Raw genomic sequence first — 20,428 nt, 5'->3', positions numbered from 1 at the left:
TCTCGACGTTCTCGCTACGCATCAGTGTCTCGCGGATCGGCTTGCTGCACCGTCAGAGCATGAGCCCGCTCACTCCGCAACCCTTTATGGGTTCACGACCTAGAGACCAGTAACCTGCCGATCTTCTGAAATGTCTGCTCTGCGGATGCGGCCGGCACGATGTCTACGGCCACCATGAGGCGCATTGCGGCCCGGCAGCATTGGGGCTGGAAGCGGACCACGTCGTGTTTCCTTTGTTCCCTCACGCCGCAAGGCAAGGAATAGCCCAGAGGCGCAACGGTTTTCATGGAAAGCGCGCCGATGGCGTATGGACCATCTCACCCTGTCCAAAAAGGAAGCAGATGGCAGAGCGCGATGTGTCCCCGTGAGCCTTCCTCCTCACGCCGACCTGCCACGCCCCCGCCTGCAGCCGGGTTTTTATTACAGGATGGTCTGTACCATCACGAAAGGCGACTTCGATGCCTCGCCTCGCCTCATCTGCGAGAGATACATATCGAAGTTGTGGACGACGCAAACCCTGAACTTCCGTTTTGCAAACCCCTTCAGGGCCTTGCTTGAGGTCGCGGTCAGATACCCTAGCGTGATCAGAGAAGGCGGGAAGTGGTTGTCGGCAGGCAGGCCGGCCTTCAGCTTTTTGAGCCTTGAAGGCGTAATTTCGTGCACAATTCCGATGAACTGAGCGAGTAGCATCGGGTACACGACCAGCTTTTTCACTTCAGCGAACGTCGCCAGCGCCTTGTTGTCCAGCGCCACCCATTTCTGCTTTGGTTTAGTCTTTGGCACCTTGTCGTCGCCTACAACGACAGCCACGTCGACGACATAGACTGCCTCATCTTTATGGCCACCCATCACCGAGAGATTGGAATGTATCTCGTAAAGCTCGTCACCTTTAACACACTTGAACCATGAGAAATTATAAGGGTACCCGCGAGACGACAGCTTGGCCACGAAGAGGCCGTTGATCGCGTTCTCCACCGTGACCGTGTACCCGGCCAGCCGGTAATGTTCGGTCGCCATAGTAAGGGCGCCCAGCTCTAGAAGTGCAGTCTCCCTAACCGCCAGGTGCTCGAATTGGACGGAGTGCTTGTTGATGAAGGCTTTAAGCTCTTTCTCAATTTCGGCGACGTTCAACCTTCCCTCACGAACATCTTCGCGGCCACATCACTCAGACTGCTGCTTTCCCCAACGAGGTGTTCGATGTCGAGCTTAACTATCAACTTATAGAGTTCCTGACGAAGGTTTCTCCCTTCCACGACTGCCGAGGAATCTTGGCTGATTTCGTCCCGCCCGATGCGGAAGCCGCGTGTTTGAGGCGGGCCTTCCGACCCCGGAGGTGTTCGCGTTGCCACGCTGATGCAATCGTTCATGATCCAGAACTGGCTGTTTACGGTGGACCAGATCCTGCGGATGGCGACGATGAGCAGGAATTGGTCCAGCCTGTCGCCGCTGATCTCGACACGGACGTCCCTCGCGATGTCAGGAACTACCGCGGCAACGGCGTCAACGTAGCCGTTCACACCCTCTCTCAGAGAGTAGGGCAGTCGCTCCGTAATGCTCTGGACTTGTCGGCTTGCCATCGGTTACCCGCAGTGTCTGATTACTTACAAGCCCCTTCCATCGCCACGTCAAGCTTGAGTACGCCGCCCTTGGTCGCCGCACTGTTGCCGTCGCCCACAGACGGCCTATTTTCCTGATGGACGATACAGGCTGCGTCTCCTTGAGTTCGCACTTAATTGTCCCGATGGGGTTGGGGGGATCTCCGCTATGCTCGACCCCTCCTTGCGTTTTCCATAGCTATTATTGCTCAGCCATTCGGCCAGCCCTTGTCGCCTTGGAGAGCCTAGAGCAAACCGGCAATCACCAAGGCGTCGATCGGCTCCTTGCTGGCACCGACACCACCCATCTGAAGCCAGATTACCGCGAACTAGAGGCCATCCGGCCTCGCGTCACCTATGGGTTTCTATTTGGCGATATGACGTGCAGCATTTCGCTTTCGAAGTTTTCCGAGCCTTATAACGGGTCAAGGGCAGTCTTGCGCCCTTGCTGCTTTGGCTCCTCCGGCTCAGTTGTCACCGGATTGGAGGCTTCAGTAGCCGCAAGTCTGCCACGCTCGATCCTCTTTGTCAGAACGAAGAGGAAGTGGCCGAGCGATTCCGCAAATTCGACAGCTTGCGCCGCTTCTCCTGGAAGGACATGGGGCCGTTCGGCGTCGGCATGACGGGGCCGATTGGAACCGAGCCGCACTTCGTGAGCCCATTCGCCCATGCTTTCAGTGAGTTTGTGGTCCTTTACGGCCAAATTGATGCGTTCGTAAACTGACCCTTTCTCGTAGCCGATTTCCTTGAGCATGGCATCCACGGCTGATCCCGCCGTCATCGCGGCGGCGTCTGGCGCATGCAGCGTATCCATGGCTTGCTGCAGGAACCGTTTCGCCATCGGGGGCAAATCTTCGTGAACGGACCTTGGACTTGGGATAGTTAGTGTAATCGGCCCATCCTCGCCTTTACCGCCAGCTTCTCCACGTGCCAGCAATCCTCCGCCACACGCTGTGCAGAAGTAAGTACCCCACGGATACTGGGCGCCGCCCAACTTGTTCTCAACCGGGCCATTAGTGATCCACCATTGTTCGAAGGTCGGGTTTGGGGTAGAGCAATGGGGGCATCTGCCATCAGGGCGTATGAAAAGCTTCGGAACCCCAAGTGAGTCCGCTAACTCTCTAAGTCGCGAGATTCCCGGTAGTGTCGCCAATTTTCTTATCCCAGTGTTGGTCCACCGACAGAGGCGCGGAGAATCGCTATAGCTAAACTTCTTCAACCTTAATCAAGGCTCGGTCAAATGGGCCGTATCGCTTCTCCACCACTAACCGAACCACCTCACTGTCATCCAGCCACACACCAGCCGCCCTCATTGCATCGAGAACCGATTTAGTCCGGTTGTCGACATCGCGTGGCCACCCTCCTTTCAAGCGAGCCTGTCGTTGCTTGTTGCTATCGCTCTTGGGCGGCATCTCCTCGCACTCAATCACGACGCTCAGGCGTCCCGCCAATTGCACCGTAACCTGCTTCCTAAGGTCAGCCTCTGCCTGCTTTTCCAGGCGGTGTATGTTTTGGGATAATGCGCGCCCCAGGGTGTAATCCTTGGCCGGGAACACGTTATTGAACGATGTCGGAAACGCCAATACGCGGCAAGTACTTATGCTATGAGGACAGCATAGGCGCCACAAGACGCCTACTGGGGGAACGATGGCTACAAATGTTGTGAATCTCGACGCTCTCATTCCGCGCGAGGACTTCTTCATCGAAGGAGGCGGAGATAGGCCCGGTTCAAGCGGCCAGGAACGTATCGACATCCACCACCTCGACAACCACTTTTTTGCCACGCGGCTGCGGAAGCCAGATTTTCAGCGGGAGACCGCCGACTGGACGCCGGACAAGGTTGTCGACCTCATCAGGTCATTCGTAGACGCCGAGCTGATCCCTGCGATTATCCTGTGGTCGGCAGGCAATTTCTCCTTCGTCATCGACGGCGCCCACCGCCTCAGCGCGCTCCTGGCGTGGGTGCTGGACGACTACGGCGATAATCGGAAATCACTCGACTATTTTGGCGGGCGTGTATCCGACGACCAAAGGCGCATTGCCGATCGCACGCGAAAACTCGTGAAGGCGTCGGTAGGCAGCTATGGGGAGTATGTTGGTGCCCGAAACAACCCCGGCGCCCTGCCGCCCCCCATGCAAATTCGCTACAACAACCTCGCTAATCAATATGTCACGGCCCAGTGGGTGCCCACCGTCGACAGGGAAGTGGCTGAGAAATCGTTCTTCAAAATCAATGAAGCCGCGACACCCATCAATCCGACCGAGAAAAAGATACTCCGGTCAAGAAAGTCTGCCAGCGCCATCGCGGCAAGAGCGGTGACACGCGCAGGCACCGGGCACCAGTATTGGTCGCCATTCGACCCCGTCAAACAAACGCGCATTAAGGAGCTAGGGAAGAGCATCTACCAAGCGCTCTACGAGCCGCCAATCGGTGAAGGCCCGGTAAGGACGCTGGATTTGCCGGTGGCGGGGAAAGGGTACAATGCCCTGCCGTTCGTTTTTGACCTCATCAACCAGGTCAACAAGGTCACCGTGCCAGACGGGAAGCGAAAGTCTGAGCCCGGCTTGCCGGAAGAGACCGATGGCGTCGAGACCATTCATTACCTGGAGAAGACGAACAAACTCATCGAGCGAATCACCGGGGATCAATCCAGCTCATACGGGCTTCACCCGGTCGTTTATTTCTACAGCCGCACCGGCGCCTTTCTGCCGTCCGCGTTCTTCGCAACCTCACGATTCATCGACGGCATCATCAGCTCAGGAACGGTCAGAGAATTCCTAGCTACGCGGGCCAAGTTCGAGGCTTTTCTACTTCACCATAAGGAGCATGTCAGTCTTACTGTTCACAAATTCGGTGCCGGCGAACGAAGCGTACCGCAGCTGGTGCTCTACCTGTCGAGCGCGTTGCTTGCCTTCCAAACCGGAAAAACCGGAGAGGAGATCCTTGCCCAGTTTTCGGAAAACCCGAACTTCCAGTATCTGCTACCCGCCAAGCCGCCATTACTCAGAAGGCCAAGCGAAGAGTCCGAGAAAAAGACTGGCTTCAACAAGGGCACCAGATCGGCCGCGTTCATCAACACTGCTGTTGCAGGTGCGCCAAAGTGTGGGTTGTGTGGTGCGATGGTCCACAAAAACTCTATGCACATTGACCATAAGCACCGGGTTCGTGAGGGCGGAGGCAATCATTTTGAAAATGCCCAGATTACCCACCCGATATGTGACTCTCTGAAAAGCTAGCTAGGATCGCTTTGTTTTCTTCCGCCACTTACCCGCCTGCCTTTGCCACGATCGGGCGCATACCCAACAATCATGGAATGCGATGTGTCGGAGATGTGTGCTCTCAGGTGAAGCAAAACTGAGTTCTATGACAAGATGGAAGCGCATTCCTGACGTTCAGTCTGACTGCTATCGGTCAGAGAAGGGCTTACCAAGGGGCTTCAGTATCATTTATCAGAAATCTAAGACAGCGGCGAACAGCCAGCTCACCCCTTCATAGCGAACGTCGGATTTCGATGGCAGTATTTGTCATCCGCGTTGGCCCATCCGGTCCAATCGATCGAAATTGGAAGGTTGTCGTCGTGCGCATCCCAAACTGTGATTTCCCAGTTCGGGTGTTTTCTCCGGCTATGGCTGGCGTGTGCCTCGGCATCGTTGATGCCATCGACATCGAACGTGAGACCGAGCGCGGCGTCAGTAATGATGGCCGTCCACCAAAAGCGTACGCGCGTAGACGACCAATTCATGAACAGGCTGGTCTCGACGAGTCCGACAAGTCCATTCTCTCCAGGGCGTCGTGCCAGAACGACGGCACCGTTCAATATCGGTTGATCTCGCTTCCAAGACAATATTTTCGTCATTTGGTTTCCAATCGTCGAAGATCCGCCGGCGCCGGGCTCGGCCCGGCGCAGGAAGAAGATCTCCAGTTCCATGTTTAGGCACCGCCGCCAGTCCAGCGCCCGGCGCGGTAAGGTGGGCGCGGACTAAGTCCGTCCGCGCTCCGCGAGGATTGCCGCCAATTCCCGGCCTGCCGTGCGAGATTGAGCACCGTCGATGTAGTGTTTCTCTGTCATGGCGAACGATCGATGTCCGAGCAGATCTTTGGCCACCCGGATGTTCCCGGGATCGGCAATCGAGATGAAGGTGGCAGCAGCGTTGCGGAAGCGATGGGGATTGACCTCAAAGCCCAAACCTAGTCGCGTCCACTTGATGATGCGCCTCCTGATCATCTTATCGGTCATCGGACGCCCTTCGTACGGCCAGAGACTATTGTGCGTGTCAGCACCCGGGAACTCCGGGCGGATCTGATCAAGATAGGTGTCCATGGAGCGAGACAGTCGCTTTGACAGCTCGTACTCTTGTGCATTCCTGGTCTTGGTGTTTTCCGCTGGCACCATCAGGCACCATTGCTGGCCGATCCGCACAACATGGTCGCCGATCTGCAGACGGGAGAAGGCTCCCCGGCGCATGGGAGCTTCCGCCAGCGTTGCGATCAGCAGACCGTCGCGATAGGCGATGGCGCAGCTCTTTGTAAGGCGTCCCAGTGCATTTGCTTTGATGAGGGCACGATCCATCAGTCGCAAACCAAGAGCATAGAGTTCCGAACTCAACACCTGGCGATGCTTGATCGGCACTGCCTTTGCGGCGATGCGCCTGGAGATTCGGTAGAGCCAGTGCCAGTCACGATCCGGGCAGAACGCCCGGATCGTATAGAACAGACGTGCAAGGCAATGTACGATGGTCGTTTCGCGGCAGTTCTCCCGCAGATAGTCAACGTATTCCTGGATCCGCTTCCGGTCGACGCGCTCCCCCGGAGGGAGAACAAGGGTATCCGGGAAAGTGTGGGACAGGAAGTTAAGCCACAGGCCGTAGTTTGCCTTCCTGCCATATTTGGTAGCCGGGGCCAGGGATGACCCTGGCCCCCTATCGAAGAGATCGACGCCTTCGAACGCACGCCCGAACAATTCCCTGTCCTGCAAAGGCCAAGCGTGGAACGGCAAGCCGCTGTTGAGGTGACGTGTCATTCCACGTCCTCCGAGCGAGGGCGGCGTGACCGGCTGGCATCGCGCCGGTTCGCACGGCTCTCGTCGAGAGCCTTGGTCAACAGAGTATTATGGTGACGTCCGGCACGACGGCTGTTCTCGTCGCAATAGAAGGCGGCTGTCGTCTCCAATTTCTGGTGACCGAGCAGGTGCTGCACCATCACGTACCCGCCTGGACTGGAGTCCAGCATGAACTTGGCGGCCAGATGCCGGAACGCATGCGGATTCATGTGCATGCCGACATACTGTTTAAAATAGCGCTGCACGAGGTAGCGCACCCCCGCGAACCCCTTCACCCTCCCATCGTCAGTAACAAACAGGTGCTTCGGCTTATGGCCGATAACAGCAGGCGCAATCACATCGTGATACTCGATGAGACGTGCAGCAAGCTTGGGTGGGATGTCGAACTCAAGATTCTCGCCCGTCTTTGTCTCGTCTGCCGACAACATCAACGTCGAAATTCCCCTTTCGCGAAGAAACAGGTGCTCTTCGAACGCCAGGGCGGTCAGATTCTTCAGACGTACTGGCGCAGACATCAGGATCTCGATGCCGAGCGCACCCTGGGCCTCTGCCAGGCGCAAACGGTTGCGCCGCTGGCTATTCTGCACGTCCTGCCACATGCGGTCAGGCGCGGTCAGAAAACGCCTCTTGACGTCAGCATCGTCGAACTTCTTGACCAGAAGCGTGTTCTTGCGTGTCATCCCGAAGGTCGGTGGCCGTGCCTTCCTGGCCAATTGTTTGAGTTCAGCGAGAGTCTCTTCGTCAACTTTTACCCAATCGCGTGCGAGCCGAAACAGGAGCCAAGCCAAGTGGAAGTTTTCGTAGGAAGGCTGCCCGTTGGTGACTTCGTGCCTTTTGCGAAGAATGCGCCTGAAGGCATCGACCGCAACCAGGTCGGCGATGCTCTGAATAGAGGCGACGTCCACGCCGGTCTGCACCAGGGTGCTGGCTGCCAAATGGACGCGTTGGAAATATCCATCGAGCGTGGTCTGCTTCAGCCGCTTCGGACGGGCATCGTCTGCGAACACATCTTCGCCGTGCGCCCACGCAGCAAAGGCATTCCAGTCCTGCCGAAAGCTGTCTGGAAATTCGGTCGGCGGAACGCGGGTACGGCGCGAACGCGACACAGGCACGTCCACCTTTTGCAGGTGCTTCTCGGGGAAGATGTCGACGATCTCGTTCCACATCTTCGCCATGGTGCGCTGCACCTGATACTGGTTCGGACGAAGCGACGTTTCCGCCATATCGGCCATCACCCGCTCAATAACCTTAGAGTTGACCTCGGCGGGAGAGATTCCCGCACGGCTACACCAGTTCATCAACCGCGAGAGGCTGTTCTGGTGAATGGGACGCCTCAACCTGTTCCAGAGCTCGGCCCATTCGCGCGGCTTGGGGCCCCGCTTACGTTGATGAGCAAGCGTGACTGATGCAACCTCACTCCTTGCCACTGCGCTGAGCGACAGGCTCTTCACGTTGGCAAACGTCTTGGGCTTAATCCCGAGAGCGGCGGGTTCCAGCCGGCTGTAGATGTTGCGCAGGTCGGCTACGGTGGCGGGGATGTCCTTCAGGGTCTGTCCGCACCACCTTTCAAGGTTGCGAAGCGCCGCCTCGTATTCCTGGCGCTTCAACATGGGGATGTCCGACCGGGACATAACGGCAGCAAGCACCTGGTTCATTTTCGGTGCCGGGGTAAAGATCATGTTCATTTCATTTTCTCCTAATTCCATCGGTTGACGAAGCAAAAACCGGGTTCCCGGCAGTTGCGGTTAGGAGCAGATTTTGGGAATACCCTCTTCTACGAAACAGATGAAGTCGTAGAAGAAGCTACCCTGGCGGCCCAGGCGGTGTGACTAGCCAATTGACTATGTCCATTCCGCCCGATCGATCCGACGCATCGGCTTCGAGGCACCGCAGTTTTCCACTGCTCACGCCAATCAACAAAACAAATAAATCAGAATGGTACAAGCAGATCGTAATGTTAAGGTAAATCTTAACCTTAATCGGAATGGTTAACGTACGTATCCCTTTTGTATTCTCAAGGGATATTCCGCTGGAAAACTGAACAACACGTCGGGTCTATACTTGATGCCGATCTACACACCAATCGCGAGGAACTGACACATTTAGTGAGAGCGTTAGAAGAGTTACCTATATTGGAAAATTTTGGGATGAATTTTCAGGGTCCCCAGGCACCAAAATGAGATTGCTCGGCCTCAATATGAAATCCAGGGGCGCAGTCCATGATGAAGCTTTTGCTGGAAGGGACAGCTGGAAGGGACAGTTGGGTGCACGTCTCCAACTTGTATGAGGAGAGTGGATCTCGGCGCGCTTCAACCCGGCGGTTGCGATGATCATAACGGACGTGGAGAAGGCCGCGTGAGCCGAGGGTGCCCGGAGTGTGTGCAGAAGCCGGCCATAGTTGGCTACACGGGTGGGCACCTTCGGGTTGCCGCTCGGCCGAGTTGCGACCGTGCCCAAGGGCAAACTCACCTCCGCGCCTTACTGCCCTGGGGCTTTGCCTCCGGCCGGTGAGGCTAACCTCGTCCCCGAGTGGCGCGGATTTCGTGGCTGGCTTAGGCCTGAGATTTCTCCTTAAGCCATCCGTGCAGCTTCGGAACTCCAGGGTGGACATTGATGATTGTAGGTATTGAGCGCCCGTTCTTGAATCTCGAGGGTCCCATTGCCCTTTACCCGGCACAATTCAATATAAGCAGCTCCGGACCAATAATCGTAGCATTCGTTTCAGATGATCAGGTATGTTTCTTGAACGCCCCGTCGGCCATGCGGATGAGCTCGCTATCCAGCTGTCTTTCGGAGGCTGGAAGTCGAGTCCTCCGCCATCGGCTACTTATATCTGGTGAGCCGGTGTCAACAATTTATTGACATTTCGTATAAAGTTTCTTATGGTTGTAAATGGCCTAGGCTACCGGGTAGCTGCGACCTTCTCCCGACAAATACTCTTAAGCTGACATGCGAAAGCATGCTCTGGCCGGAGAGTTGATGTGCCCTTGAGATCCAGGATTGCTCCCGTACGGTCCTTGGTATTCACCGCTTAAGGGATTCTGAACTCATAATTTCAATCAAGGAGCCCACATGACACTGCATAACAACTTCAACCCACAGCAGATGGCAATCTTGGCGCGTGCATCGGTTTCGCGCCCTCAGGACCTTGCCACTCCGGAACTGAAACTCCACTTTGCAAACGCCGGGACGAGTACGAGATCTGAGGACCCCGTCGACGAGTACCGTCTCAACCTCAACATTTCCCAAATGGAAAAGGAACGTCTTCAGCCCACATCGCGGATCGAACTTCAGCGCAAGATGGACGCGGTTTCACGGGGGCGGTTCGAAAGGGCAACAGAGTCCTCAACGAGGTCGATGACAGATGCTGCATACGTAACTGCGATGCGCGCTGTGCTGCCCTTCGCTGACGAGGAGTCAGCAATCATTGTCAACAGGATGCTCCCCCACTACATCAAAGCCGGCAGCTGATTGTATTCGCTTGTAAACTCGCGGCGAAGAGCAATGGCACGTCACGATGCTTAGTCTCTGCGCAAGGCCTTGGGTCCTTGGCCACGTTGAATTGAGCATGGACATTTCTTCCCTTGCTCTTGGAAGGTTTCATCGTGATGAATGGTGCATCGTTGGGGATGCAGGGGACTGATTTCGTATGGCCATTACTGAGAAGGAAGCCGGCCTTTTGATCTCCACGATGTTGGGGGCAATCCCAGAAGAGGCCCTGCGGCCCGGTAGGCTCAGCATCGCGGATCTCATCAGCCAGTGGCGGGCCGAGATAGAAGCGGGCCGCCCGGTGGATAGAAAGCTGACGGTTCGCCAGAGTCCTGGCCTTGATGAGGTCGCAGGCGTTCCTCGGACACGCACGTCCTCTACCGGCGAGTTTGTCGGTAAGAAGGAATACTCCAAGGTCGAGCAGCTTGACTTGCTGGTCGAGGCGCTCGGTCTCGCTTTCATCGCGCCGCAAATGATGGCATCCCGCTTCCTCGATACGATCGAGCGCTTTAGCTCGACCAAGCAGGACGCCGAGTCCGTGTCGGTCTCCCTAGCAGCCGCTGGAGGAGCCGCAGAGCCGAGCCTGCGCGTGGATTGGGCAACCATCGCCGAATCGACCGAGGCGACAATGCCCCTTGCTCACCTGCTTAATGAACTATCGCAAGAGGATGGCCTAAGGAAGCGCGCTTTTACAGAGCTCCGGGTGGCAATCTAATGCCGCTCCGAACCGGCATGTGGGGTGATATCGCCGCTGCCCTTGGGCCGGCAACGAATGCCAACCTTTCTGCGGCGTCGGCCGGCAACGATCTCTACGAATGCTATATGTGGGCGCTCGTGCTCGAAGCCGCCCGACGCGAGGGTGCTACGATCCGGCTCATCGCCCGCTCTGGAGGTCCGGCGACCAACTTCTGGTTCCGCACCTCACCCTCTTCGATCTTTTCAACGACGCACGATTATTGCCATGCGGAGATCCACTTCACCGGATGTCCCATGCTAGAGTCACATATAGGCATTTATGTATCGGGGAAATCAAAAGTGAACCATGAATGCGATGTGGCCATCATCTACAAGGACGAGGCCAACACGTGTCGCGCTGAGAGCGTAAACCCGAGGTCGAGCAAGGTGCTGCTCGCTATCGAGTGCAAATATTATCTCAGCAGTAGTCTTGGAGTGAACCTCGGACGATCCTATCTGGGGCTGATCAACGACATCTACACAAACGGGCGTTTCTTCGTGTCTACGCAAAACACCGGTTCGGTCGATCGGCTCTTCTCTCGACACAACAAAGAATATGAGATCGGCATGTCGCCGATGGCGCCGGACCTAGAAATACGGCTGCGTGGATCATTCGAGAAGATCTTCCGCAATTTTAAGACCCAATAGCCTCGCTCGGCAACCTCTATGGGTACCGCTAAGGATAAGACGGTAGACGTGGCCGCGGTGCGGTAAAGGACTGCATCGCCTCCGAGGATCGCTTCCGCAAGATCTGGTCGGAGAGTTGCGCGAGCCAAATCGCTCCGCATGAGGGCGACCTTTCGGCCGCCGTGCGCGAACCGCTACTATGCTGAATAAGCCTACCGCGATGGCATCCGGCCTGAAAGAGGTGGGACAGGCCCAAACATCGCATGCTTTAGCCCTAGCACCGTTTCTACTAGCAAACTCCGGTCCAAACGGGTGTTGCGGGCCTCGCACGACGTTTCCGGCAACAGGAGGCACCCATGGCAGGCCGCCCCTTGAAGCGGTCTATCATCATGATCAGAGTGAGGACCGTGTTCGGCACAAATTGGGTCATTTGAACAAAGCCCCAACCTCGTAATCGCATTCGCCAACAGGCGCTGTATGTCATGCGCCATATTGCTCAGACCTCCCAGCGTGCCCTGCCCACCTGCCGTTGACGTATAGATTAGGATCGCAAAGCGATCTGCTTGGCCGCTGCCGCTGGCGTAAATCCGTTCCTTTAGAGAAGAAATCGGGTAACCGCATTCCAGGGCCAACTCTGCCATGACAGCGTGGGAGAGAGAGTGAAGAGCCCAGTAGGCGGCGCCGAGATAGATCGGAGGCCTGTTGAACCGCTCGGCGTCACGACGTTCGCCCTCCTTCAAAAGATGGGCTCTGTCGCCAACCTGTGGCTTGGCCAACCAGCCCTTCAAAAATTCGGGGGATACGTTGAGGAAAATTCCTTCGCCAAACTGCTCGATAGCGGGCAGCCATTCAACGTTGCGTGAGAGGTCGGCACCGTCGACCGCGAGCTGAATTTCATCGAGCTCACTTTCCGCAGACGTCGGTGGCGGTTCGAGTCGCGTAAACCCGTAGAGACAGGTCACCTCTCTCAGCCGATGAACCTTGACGACGCTTTTCAAAAAAACATCCCAAGGAGGGCTCAGGTGGTGGTGACCAAGGGTTTCGGCGTAGAGGAATGACCCAGGCCCGTCGTTTCCGATTATCGAAGCGCCGGATGACAACAAATCGAACTCGGCGATCCTGGGATTCGCCGACACGGCCGAGCCTGCTTCGCTTTCTGTTTCCAGCGCGCGAACTATCTCTTCATCCGCAAAATCTGAGAATGCTTGCTTTGTATTGGGCAAGCTTCGAAGCACATCGACCAAATTCGGTAGGCCGCGAATCCCGTCGATCGTAGGGCGATGCTCCTGAATGGTTTGCCTGACCCGGTCGTCTGATTTCGTCAGCGAAATAACGGTCACGGTCTGAGCAAAGTACGTGTTTGTTGCGGAACGTGGCAGCAGACGCAGATCGTTCTCACAAGTCTCCCCAACTACGCGCCGAGGTTGAAGCCAGGGACTGTGGCATTGGCAAGGTCCGAGAAACTTTGGCTTGTACAGGTCGCCAAGCGTGACAATTGCGCCGCAAGTGCATCTGATCGAGATATCAGATGGATCGGAGCTGACACCTCGGTCAACCCAAAACAGCGCTTTTCGACAGCTGCGATCGCCATTTCGGTGCGTTAAGAAGCGCCAGTCGATATCTTGGAGATGACCCTTTGCGCATGCCGCAACAAAGCGAACCGGATTGACTTCGACCTTCTTTCCATCGCCGTTATAGGAGAGCTTGCCTGCCTTGGTGGCGGTGAGGTCTCCAAACTCCACGATCCTTCGCCGCTTCTCCCCTGTTGACCCGGCCGAACCATCGCTGGAGCTTGTCGAAGCAACAGGCTTGATCTCATCCACCGTGAACCAAGTCGGGAAAATCATGACCTCGACGCCGGGGGCATTGTGATCGCGCCGCTCCTCGTCATAGGCTGGCGGCTGACGTAACCCGGAAAAATTTGGGCCGAGCTTGTCGCCGAGCTGTTGCCGTAACAGTGGCACAAGTCGTTCTTCTGAAACGGGCTGCCATTCGCTCCCAACATGACGCCAACCCTGCAGCCCCGAAACAACCACGGCCTGCTCGGGAAGGTCCATCATGGCTCCCGGCCCATATGTCAGGAGGAGTTGGCTGAAACTTTGTGTAACGTCGGCCATTCAATTTCCAGTGTCGAAGGTTCGGCCATCCGGGCTTCTAAGCTTCAGGAGGGACACGGGTTCGGTATCTCGCATCGATCGTGCCGCCACAAACCAGCGGCGCTTGGCGTCCATGTTCGCGCGGTGTCCAAAAGGATCCTGGAGAAGCCGACGCACAGGATCCTCGTTCGCATACGCAAACTTGTCCCCGCCTTTCGTTTGCTTGTCCGCAATCTCGATCCAGGCATTCTTCAGGGCATCCATGCGCTCCAGGCACCGATCGATGACTTCCTTCGGATGACCTGCTGTTCGCATCTTCTCTGAAACAACCGCCTTCACGGCATCATATGCTTGTGCATTGTCTGCCAAATATTCTGCGCCTGCCTCGGGAGTCAGTGCCGGCTCTACATGCCTGGCCGCTGCAACCACCATAGCTGCAAGCGCGCGATCCAGAGCGCGCGGCGCGAACGGCGTCACGCTGGTCGCTTCGACTGCTCGATAGAAGCTCATATGGAACGCTCGGAACTGCTCATAGTGCGTCCGGTCTCGCGGCTTGTGGATATTGAGCAAAGTTACGACAAGGCCGGGCTTGTCTGCCTCGCGGCCCACGCGTGATGTTGCCTGAATGTATTCAGCAGCGGTCTTTGGCTGGCCTTGGACGACCATGAGGCCAAGTCTACCGATATCGAGACCGACTGAGATCATGTTGGTCGCGAGTGCCACATCGACCGCATTCTTGTCACGCACCGGGTATCCCAAGCGAGTGCGTGCTTCGGAAACCTGATCTGTGCTGTACCGCGACGTGAGTTCCTGGATTTCGCGCAGAGTGCGGTCGGCAAACGGCTTTCCCTGCGGCTCGCCACGGAAGCGGCTTGAACCGTAGTTAGTCAGATGCGCGCGGACCTCGTCATCGACGATGCGGCGCGCGCCGCCGAGCTCGCGCAGAGCGTTGAAGTAGCAAAGGGCAGTCAGATACGGGTCGGCTGGATCATCTTGGGCTCCGGTCGATAGCGCGGCGGCACCGGACAGCAACGTCTGAAGCGTACGAAGGAAAACCAATTTCGGCCCGCGCCCAGGAGATGCGACGCCCGTGTAGACGCGCGAAGGCGTATCGTTGTCGATCTTGGCAAAAAAAGAATCGTCGCGGCTGACTCCGGGCGGAGGAAAGATCGCCGTTCGCGACCGGCCGAACAGGTTTCTGATCTGCGTTTCGGCTCGGCGCACGGTTGCGGTGGAGGCGACAATTTTTGGACCACGCCGCTCGCCGTTGATAATCCGCGAAGCCAGCAGATCGAACGCAGTTTCATAGAGGCCTGCGATCGTGCCGAGAGGGCCGGAAATCAGGTGGAGCTCGTCTTGGATGATGAGATCGATCGGGCGCAGCTCGCGCGTAAGGCGTTGGCCCCCGGCCGGTTCTGCCGCGCCGTAGAAGCCGGTGCCGTCATGGCGCTCGACATGGCCGAAGAATGCGCCGGACTGACCATTCCAGGGAACGTTGGCGAACTTGTCGATGGTCGCGATCATGAACGCCGGTAGGCGGCGGTAGATCTCCTCGTCGACCACGACGATCGGTAGCCGGTCGGCGGAAGAAAATTCGCAATCGATACTGGTGCAGCGGATATCGAGCCGTTGCGGTGCGACGCCGCTTGGATGGATGTGAAAGCTGTCGCGCTCAAACTTCGTCCCGCACCATGGGCAAGATTTGAGGGGTGCGGGCGCTGGCCCTCGACCCGCGCGGTGTTCGCGTTGCCAATAGACGGCGGTATTGGACTTGTTGTTCTTAGTGCTGCCGAGGTTGTTTGGCGTCACCGCCCCGCCGACCCAAAGGCCGATCTCAATTGGCCAGGAGCCGAGCCGCTTGCCTGACAAGCGCTCCAGCTCAAGTGCGCAGACGAGACCGGCCGCGCGCTGCAGCTGGTCGAGGGTCAGGAGCCGCAGCGTATAGCGCATGATGACCGAAAGGCCCGCGCCTTCCAGGCCGGGATTGTCGAGGCGCCGCCGCGCTATGGCGAATGCAGCAAGGCCGAGATAGGCTTCGGTCTTCCCGCCGCCTGTCGGAAAAAACAGCAGGTCGACGATCGGCCGGTCTGGATGTGCCGGATCTGCAAGTCCTTCCAGATTGAGCAAGACGAAGGCAAGCTGGAACAGGCGCCACGTCGGGTTCCTCTGCTCTCCCGCTGGCTTGCCGTTGATGGTCGATCCGCGTTGTCTGTTGGAGCGCGCCATCACCCGATTCATGATGGCGAAGGCTTCCCGGCTGATCGGGTCCGACAGCAGGCAATTGATCCCACCCTCAATACGCCTTCTTGCCTCCGCGACGTTATCCAGACATTTCCGAGCCACCTCTTGCCGCTGCCGGCCTCTGACGGTCGGGATACCCTCCGCCTGTTTGTCAGCCCAACGCGCATAGGCCTCGGGCAGAGACGAAAGCGCGGCGCGAAGTGTAGCAGGATCTTTGGCTGCCTTGGCGAGGGCCTCCATGCCGCGTTCGACGCCTGGCACCTCGATGTCCGCACCAAGCTTCTCCACTTCCTGGCACGGCAGCGGATTGGTGAAGACGGTCGTTACACGTCCTTCGGCGTCTCGTTCCCAGTCGCCGGAGGTGTTGTGCCCAACAGCGAAGGAAAAGACGTCCCGATAGTGCAGGTCGGCCAGACGCTCGTCGAAGTCCTTGGCGTCGTAGGATGCACGATCATCCCGTTCGCCGAAACCGCCCGGGAAATGAAGCTCGAGCCGCGCCTGGAAGCAGAAGGCTACATCGCCGAACCGCCGCAGCGTTTCGGCGCGGGCGTTGACGAGAAACACAGATACGGCGATTAGGTCGCGGCGGACGCCGTCTATACCCGCGGTCTGCGTCGGCCGCGCCGAGACGACCAATTGCAGCCCGCCGCCTGGCACTTGCGGCGCGGCGCTGTCGGGTATGAGGATTTGGATCGGCGCACCGTCACGCTGCGCGCTCAGCGCAATTGTCACATGTTCTTCGCGGGGAATGCGTCGCCATTCGAGCGAGTTTTTTGATGGCTCCTTTGGGCGCTCGCCGGCCTCGACCGCTCTTTCGCGCGCGGCAGGCAAGAACACCGCATCGTCCAGTGGCGGCTCGGTGACATAGTCGCCCCAACTGATACGCGCTTGCAGTTCGGTCGCGTCGCGCGGCAGCAAGACGGTCAGACCGAGAGACGACGGCTCGAACGAACGCACCGGCGGGCGCTCGGTGGCGCCGTCGTCCGCGGCTTGTCCAGGACCCGGCGCACCCTGTTCCATACCTTCGCTGGAACGCTGCTCCTCGAGCAGCAATTCGGATTGTTCCTCCTCGGAAGCGCCGGACACGGCCTTAATCAGCTTCTCTTTCAAGCCTTGACGGCGTGGACCGAGATAGCCCGTCAGATACCAAGTCGATGGGCTGGTGCCGGAGAGAACCTCGCGTTCCAGATCAGGATCGAGATCCGGATGCGGGCCAACAAGATCGCGCCGCAACATGTCGAGAAGCCGCGCGCGCACGCCATTCGCCGATGTCGGCTTGGGCAATGCTGTCAGACGGTCTCTTGGCGTTGTTCCGTCTGCTCCCCCCGAACCCGAATCCGCCATGCGACTGCCCCTCCCTTTTTGACCGTAGCATCGAGATGCTCGCAGGCAATAGAATTCAACCGAAGGTCGTTCGGTTCGTGTTGAGAACTGGAGGCCGCCTGCCAAGGCCCCGATCTTCTGCCGCTCTGTTCAGAATTACTCCCGTGCCAGGGCAGGCCTTCGAGCAGTCGCCGCACAATGTAGTTGCCGAGGCGGCCACGAAGCTTCAGAGCCTTGCCGCGATAGAGACCGACACCTTCAGTGAGCCACTCATCTGAATCCCTGCTGACGGGACGTCGAATGATCTTCGATCTCGCGACATTACCAATCGGGTCGCAGCTTGTTTGCCATGAACTCTCAGTGACCCTCTGTCGCCATAAGCTTTACAGCCACTTTTTCACGCAGCAGCCTGCTCCGGCTCTGGATAGTTTCGCATCCCACGTTGGAAGCACAGGACCGATGGTCCACGAGGTTGAGCTGACATTTGTGCCGGTTCCAGTGAGTGCCGGACGGATGGTTCAAGCCGGGTAAGATGCGGTTTGCGTCGATTTTTCCCTGCGAGGCCAGGTATTCCAGGGCAAGCACGGGAACGGGGCCAAACGGCACAAGCCATGCCCCGGGAAGGATTGCGAGTTCCTGCGCGAGATAGCGATCAACCATGGCTTTCATAGCCGGTCGCAAAACTATTTTCACGTCGCCTCCGTAGTTCTTCCAGGTCGGGTCAGCTGGTTTTCGTTCCAGGACTGGGTAGCGCAGTGCCGAGGTGTAGTGAACGCGATTTGCTGCGGTCCCGAAGAGCTCCGCGGCCGTGCGAAGCCCAAAAAGGCGGTTCAAGGAAAAATGGTCCATCAGCCGAGCTCCGATCTCCCGCATCTCGCCTTTGAAAGACGCTTCGGCTTTCGCAACTTTCGCGGCATCCGCGACCGTCGCCCCTTTCTTCAGCGCGCCGTGCAATGCGAGAAGAGACGCTTCCGCTTGTTGCATGCCAGGCGTGATACCGATCAGAACGATGTCGGCATCATTGTTGACCCAATCGAATGGCGCGTAGAAGCATGCATGCCGTTCGTCGGCCCACTCGGCAAATCGGACATCACGATCCCGAGTTTGTGGTAGATGACTTCATCACTGCCGGTTCCGAGGTGCCCAACAACATGTTGCAATGGAATGGGTATCGGGTCGGCAGCCTGGGCAAGGCCGGTCTGGCCGTTCTCCTCGGCCACGGCAGGTACGGCATGTGATGTGTTCGCTGCCGGAACGGGGCAGCTCGCATCGCCTTTCTGGCAATTCAGGTATCCCTCGAAATCTTTGACACGGGATTGCGTCAGGCTGTCCATGCAACTCGCAATGAGCGTTGGAATTACGCTTTCTCCGGCCGCTCCTGCGGTCTGGAAACTGCACTCTGCGTCGCGAAGTTTGACCCAATCCCGCTGTGCTTGAACGAGAAGCGTCCTGATATCCGCGTCGTCGTTCAGCCGGGTTTCGATCTGCTTGTAAAGCTCGTTGAGCTTCTTGTCGGATTTCCTGGACGCGGCATCGGCGCACTCGTTCGGGGTGGACTGATCCTTGGCGGCGTCGTTGCACTTGTCCTGGGCAAATGCGAAAGCCGGCATGGCCAGAACGATGGCAGCGGTCAGCATCGCGGTTTTCATCGATGTCCTCGGTCTAGAACTGCCGGCACGGTCGGCCGCTAATTGGCATCGTCATCGTCCGATCCGTCAGCGTCGTTACTGTCATCCGACGCATCGTCATTACTGTCGGTGCTGTTTTCGTCTTCACCATCTGCCGACGGGTCGTCATCGTCATTCTGATCGCTGGAATCGTCCTGATCATCGGAATCATTGTTGTCAGTGCTGTCATCCGACGCATCGTCATCCGTGCTATCGTCGTCGGTGTCGGTGCTGTTCTTGTCATCATCACCGTCCGTTGAGTTTTCTTCGTCGTTCTGATCGCTCGAATCGTCCTGATCGGAACTGTTGTCGTCGGTACTGTCGGCCGGGCTATTGTCGTCAGTGTCGGTGCTGGAATCGTCGTCGTCAGCATCGGGAGAAGACACATTTGCGTCCGGATTGGCGTCGCCAGCGTGCGAGTCGTCCTCGCGATAGCTCGTGTCATTGAGGCCAGTCTCCATCTCGTCGTCATACTCATCGACGATCTGCGTCCACTCCTCTCGATTGTCGACGCTCGTCCATTGCGAGATATTGTTGACCGAGATGTTGGTGTTGAAGTTGTTGACGGTGATGTTGGTGTTGACCTCGACGACATCTGCGACTTCTGTCCCGCGATTCACGCCAAACAGGAAACTGGTGGCACTCGCGGCAAGGGCGGCCCAAACGAACCTATCGACATCGCGCGGCGTCGAAATCGGTTGATGCCGCACTGTGGCAAGCACGTCACCCGGTCGGATGCCTTGCCGCGCGGCAACGCCATGGGGTGCAACGGCCAAGACATATACCCCGCGAAGCTTGGGCGGGATCTGGTAGCGGTGCCGAGAGGCGTGGTTGATGGGTATCAGAACCGCATCAAGAGCCCGGGAGACGTAGGGTTTCGGCAGATCATACTTGCTGGCATACGTAACATTGATCGTGTGCGGGACAGCTACACTCACAACAGCCGTCATTTTCACTGAAGTTGCCAATGCGCGGGCGAACTGCATTATCAGTCTGGATTTTCGAACGGTTTGCATTTTGCACGTCCTGCAGCTGATGATTGGAGTCGATCTCAGAGCCCCCGGCGCCGCGGAGCGCTCACCAATCATTCTCCCCCTGCACCAACGGTCAGCGGCAATTTCCAGCGATCATCACCGTCGTTCCGTAACTTCCTCGGCAAAACACTTTGCCAGGTCTTGCGGCGCTCCGAGCTTCTTCGCCCAGGATACCAGTTCAGGTTTTTCCGACGGCTCGGCATAGCCGCCCCACACGTCGCGAAACTGCTTCTTTCCGTCGACTGTCTGGAAGAACATCACGCCGTCGTCGCTCACCGGCGTGGAGACGTAGGCGGCGCTCCAGCTGCCGCTCTCCATGATCGAGAAGAACTTTGCCTGAGCGGGCTTGAACTTATTGGTCATCGCCGAGACGACGAGAGGGGCATATTCCTGCTTGCGCGCCTTCGTCACTTCGACCTTTATACCGTCACAGGCGTTATTCGCAGCGAAAGCGGACGTCAGCGCCATTCCCAACCCCGCAAGGCCGACCATAACGATTTTGGCATGTCGCCGGACCAGGCCGCTGAATTCAGACATGATTGGCTTCCTCCTTGTTCGCCC

Annotated in this window: 17 protein-coding genes; 4 read left to right on the top strand and 13 right to left on the bottom strand. The window is 57.6% G+C overall.

Translation table 11 applies throughout. The features are described 5' to 3' along the window. Positions 1 to 420 precede the first annotated feature (420 nt). The 4 genes from NKJ91_RS28545 to NKJ91_RS28530 all read right to left on the bottom strand — a co-directional run bounded on the left by NKJ91_RS28545 (position 421) and on the right by NKJ91_RS28530 (position 3,178). Positions 421 to 1,131, bottom strand: a complete 711-nt coding sequence (locus NKJ91_RS28545) for a hypothetical protein (RefSeq protein WP_352458205.1) — start codon at positions 1,129 to 1,131, stop codon at positions 421 to 423. Beyond that, complete coding sequence (locus NKJ91_RS28540) at positions 1,128 to 1,517, bottom strand: hypothetical protein (protein WP_352458204.1); 390 nt, start codon at positions 1,515 to 1,517, stop codon at positions 1,128 to 1,130. The genes NKJ91_RS28545 and NKJ91_RS28540 overlap by 4 nt, the downstream gene beginning before the upstream one ends. Before the next feature lie 493 nt (positions 1,518 to 2,010). Then, on the bottom strand, positions 2,011 to 2,436 hold the full coding sequence (locus NKJ91_RS28535) for a DUF4145 domain-containing protein (RefSeq protein ID WP_352458203.1): 426 nt from the start codon (positions 2,434 to 2,436) through the stop codon (positions 2,011 to 2,013). Between the two features lie 364 nt (positions 2,437 to 2,800). Beyond that, positions 2,801 to 3,178, bottom strand: a complete 378-nt coding sequence (locus NKJ91_RS28530) for a RusA family crossover junction endodeoxyribonuclease (RefSeq protein WP_352458202.1) — start codon at positions 3,176 to 3,178, stop codon at positions 2,801 to 2,803. A gap of 64 nt (positions 3,179 to 3,242) precedes the next feature. On the opposite strand from NKJ91_RS28530, the gene NKJ91_RS28525 reads away from it, so the two are divergent. Further along, entirely contained in the window at positions 3,243 to 4,832 is a 1,590-nt protein-coding gene (locus NKJ91_RS28525) for a GmrSD restriction endonuclease domain-containing protein (RefSeq protein ID WP_352458201.1), read from the top strand. Positions 4,833 to 5,077: 245 nt separating this feature from the next. Here NKJ91_RS28525 and NKJ91_RS28520 read toward each other — a convergent pair whose 3' ends face one another. From NKJ91_RS28520 to NKJ91_RS28510, 3 genes are read right to left on the bottom strand one after another with little or no spacing between them, the layout of a single operon-like run. Then, positions 5,078 to 5,524, bottom strand: coding sequence for a hypothetical protein (locus tag NKJ91_RS28520; protein ID WP_352458200.1), 447 nt, complete (start codon positions 5,522 to 5,524; stop codon positions 5,078 to 5,080). A 51-nt stretch (positions 5,525 to 5,575) separates the two neighbouring features. Continuing rightward, positions 5,576 to 6,616 carry a tyrosine-type recombinase/integrase gene (locus NKJ91_RS28515; RefSeq protein WP_352458199.1) on the bottom strand — a complete coding sequence of 347 codons (1,041 nt, stop codon included), beginning with the start codon at positions 6,614 to 6,616 and terminating at the stop codon, positions 5,576 to 5,578. Then, complete coding sequence (locus NKJ91_RS28510; RefSeq protein WP_352458198.1) at positions 6,613 to 8,340, bottom strand: hypothetical protein; 1,728 nt, start codon at positions 8,338 to 8,340, stop codon at positions 6,613 to 6,615. Before NKJ91_RS28510 ends, NKJ91_RS28515 begins: the two co-directional genes overlap by 4 nt. Positions 8,341 to 9,727: 1,387 nt before the next feature. On the opposite strand from NKJ91_RS28510, the gene NKJ91_RS28505 reads away from it, so the two are divergent. From NKJ91_RS28505 to NKJ91_RS28495, 3 genes are all read left to right on the top strand, one after another. Beyond that, positions 9,728 to 10,126, top strand: coding sequence for a hypothetical protein (locus NKJ91_RS28505; RefSeq protein ID WP_352458197.1), 399 nt, complete (start codon positions 9,728 to 9,730; stop codon positions 10,124 to 10,126). 178 nt (positions 10,127 to 10,304) lie between these two features. Then, complete coding sequence (locus NKJ91_RS28500) at positions 10,305 to 10,859, top strand: hypothetical protein (RefSeq protein WP_352458196.1); 555 nt, start codon at positions 10,305 to 10,307, stop codon at positions 10,857 to 10,859. Continuing rightward, positions 10,859 to 11,527 carry a hypothetical protein gene (locus NKJ91_RS28495; protein ID WP_352458195.1) on the top strand — a complete coding sequence of 223 codons (669 nt, stop codon included), beginning with the start codon at positions 10,859 to 10,861 and terminating at the stop codon, positions 11,525 to 11,527. The genes NKJ91_RS28500 and NKJ91_RS28495 overlap by 1 nt, the downstream gene beginning before the upstream one ends. Before the next feature lie 191 nt (positions 11,528 to 11,718). On the opposite strand, the gene drmB is transcribed toward NKJ91_RS28495, so the two are convergent. From drmB to NKJ91_RS28465, 6 genes are all read right to left on the bottom strand, one after another. Beyond that, on the bottom strand, positions 11,719 to 13,623 hold the full coding sequence (gene drmB, locus NKJ91_RS28490) for a DrmB family protein (RefSeq protein WP_352458194.1): 1,905 nt from the start codon (positions 13,621 to 13,623) through the stop codon (positions 11,719 to 11,721). Next, positions 13,624 to 17,187 carry a DISARM system helicase DrmA gene (drmA, locus tag NKJ91_RS28485; RefSeq protein WP_352458193.1) on the bottom strand — a complete coding sequence of 1,188 codons (3,564 nt, stop codon included), beginning with the start codon at positions 17,185 to 17,187 and terminating at the stop codon, positions 13,624 to 13,626. 336 nt (positions 17,188 to 17,523) lie between these two features. After that, the gene (locus NKJ91_RS28480) at positions 17,524 to 18,150 is read right to left on the bottom strand and encodes a hypothetical protein (protein WP_352458192.1); all 627 of its coding nucleotides are present in this window, start codon (positions 18,148 to 18,150) and stop codon (positions 17,524 to 17,526) included. Between the two features lie 17 nt (positions 18,151 to 18,167). Next, the gene (locus NKJ91_RS28475) at positions 18,168 to 18,815 is read right to left on the bottom strand and encodes a lysozyme inhibitor LprI family protein (protein ID WP_352458191.1); all 648 of its coding nucleotides are present in this window, start codon (positions 18,813 to 18,815) and stop codon (positions 18,168 to 18,170) included. A 38-nt stretch (positions 18,816 to 18,853) separates the two neighbouring features. Then, positions 18,854 to 19,849, bottom strand: a complete 996-nt coding sequence (locus NKJ91_RS28470) for a Do family serine endopeptidase (protein WP_352458190.1) — start codon at positions 19,847 to 19,849, stop codon at positions 18,854 to 18,856. A 114-nt stretch (positions 19,850 to 19,963) separates the two neighbouring features. Continuing rightward, entirely contained in the window at positions 19,964 to 20,404 is a 441-nt protein-coding gene (locus NKJ91_RS28465; RefSeq protein WP_352458189.1) for a hypothetical protein, read from the bottom strand. Positions 20,405 to 20,428: the final 24 nt, after the last annotated feature.

It is taken from the genome of Mesorhizobium sp. M0040 (assembly GCF_040323505.1).
Taxonomy (GTDB): domain Bacteria; phylum Pseudomonadota; class Alphaproteobacteria; order Rhizobiales; family Rhizobiaceae; genus Mesorhizobium.
The sequence above is the reverse complement of the archived record's forward strand: the minus strand, read 5'-3'. Positions and strand labels throughout refer to the sequence as shown.

Excerpts from the sequence above, each read along its gene's own strand:
- NKJ91_RS28535 (WP_352458203.1), bottom strand. The coding sequence starts at position 2,436 with ATGGCGAAACGGTTCCTGCAGCAAGCCATGGATACGCTGCATGCGCCA.
- NKJ91_RS28525 (WP_352458201.1), top strand. The coding sequence starts at position 3,243 with ATGGCTACAAATGTTGTGAATCTCGACGCTCTCATTCCGCGCGAGGAC.
- NKJ91_RS28520 (WP_352458200.1), bottom strand. The coding sequence starts at position 5,524 with ATGGAACTGGAGATCTTCTTCCTGCGCCGGGCCGAGCCCGGCGCCGGC.
- NKJ91_RS28515 (WP_352458199.1), bottom strand. The coding sequence starts at position 6,616 with ATGACACGTCACCTCAACAGCGGCTTGCCGTTCCACGCTTGGCCTTTG.
- NKJ91_RS28510 (WP_352458198.1), bottom strand. The coding sequence starts at position 8,340 with ATGAACATGATCTTTACCCCGGCACCGAAAATGAACCAGGTGCTTGCT.
- NKJ91_RS28505 (WP_352458197.1), top strand. The coding sequence starts at position 9,728 with ATGACACTGCATAACAACTTCAACCCACAGCAGATGGCAATCTTGGCG.
- NKJ91_RS28500 (WP_352458196.1), top strand. The coding sequence starts at position 10,305 with ATGGCCATTACTGAGAAGGAAGCCGGCCTTTTGATCTCCACGATGTTG.
- NKJ91_RS28495 (WP_352458195.1), top strand. The coding sequence starts at position 10,859 with ATGCCGCTCCGAACCGGCATGTGGGGTGATATCGCCGCTGCCCTTGGG.
- drmB (WP_352458194.1), bottom strand. The coding sequence starts at position 13,623 with ATGGCCGACGTTACACAAAGTTTCAGCCAACTCCTCCTGACATATGGG.
- drmA (WP_352458193.1), bottom strand. The coding sequence starts at position 17,187 with ATGGCGGATTCGGGTTCGGGGGGAGCAGACGGAACAACGCCAAGAGAC.
- NKJ91_RS28480 (WP_352458192.1), bottom strand. The coding sequence starts at position 18,150 with ATGCAACAAGCGGAAGCGTCTCTTCTCGCATTGCACGGCGCGCTGAAG.
- NKJ91_RS28475 (WP_352458191.1), bottom strand. The coding sequence starts at position 18,815 with ATGAAAACCGCGATGCTGACCGCTGCCATCGTTCTGGCCATGCCGGCT.
- NKJ91_RS28470 (WP_352458190.1), bottom strand. The coding sequence starts at position 19,849 with ATGCAAACCGTTCGAAAATCCAGACTGATAATGCAGTTCGCCCGCGCA.
- NKJ91_RS28465 (WP_352458189.1), bottom strand. The coding sequence starts at position 20,404 with ATGTCTGAATTCAGCGGCCTGGTCCGGCGACATGCCAAAATCGTTATG.